This window comes from Streptomyces sp. URMC 126, from assembly GCF_051386555.1.
Taxonomy (GTDB): Bacteria; Actinomycetota; Actinomycetes; order Streptomycetales; family Streptomycetaceae; genus Streptomyces.
In genome coordinates this window covers 1-261 of record NZ_JBPQTX010000995.1, presented here as the reverse complement: position 1 = coordinate 261, position 261 = coordinate 1, and the positions used below count along the sequence as shown (strand labels likewise).

Genomic DNA, 261 nt, shown 5'->3' with positions numbered 1-261 from the left:
CCCGCACTCGACCCGCACGATGTTGACCGCGCAGTGGCGGAGGGGCCGCGTTGACGACGACTGAGGCAGCAGCACGCACCGTATTCCTGCTCGCGCACACCGGCCGGCCGGCCGCCGTGCGCAGCGCCGAGCTCGTCGTCCAGGGGCTGCTCCGCAGCGGCCTGGGGGTACGGGTGCTGGCCGAGGAGGCGGCGGACCTGCCGCTGCCGTCCGAGGTGGAGGCGGTCCGGGCCGCGCCGGACTGCCTGACCGGCTGCGAAC

1 pseudogene is annotated in these 261 nt (G+C 75.9%); it reads left to right on the top strand.

Annotation, left to right across the window (positions count from 1 at the left end):
• Nucleotides 1–50 precede the first annotated feature (50 nt).
• Nucleotides 51–261 (top strand): annotated as a pseudogene (gene ppnK / locus ACSNOK_RS34815) (NAD kinase); the annotation flags it as partial.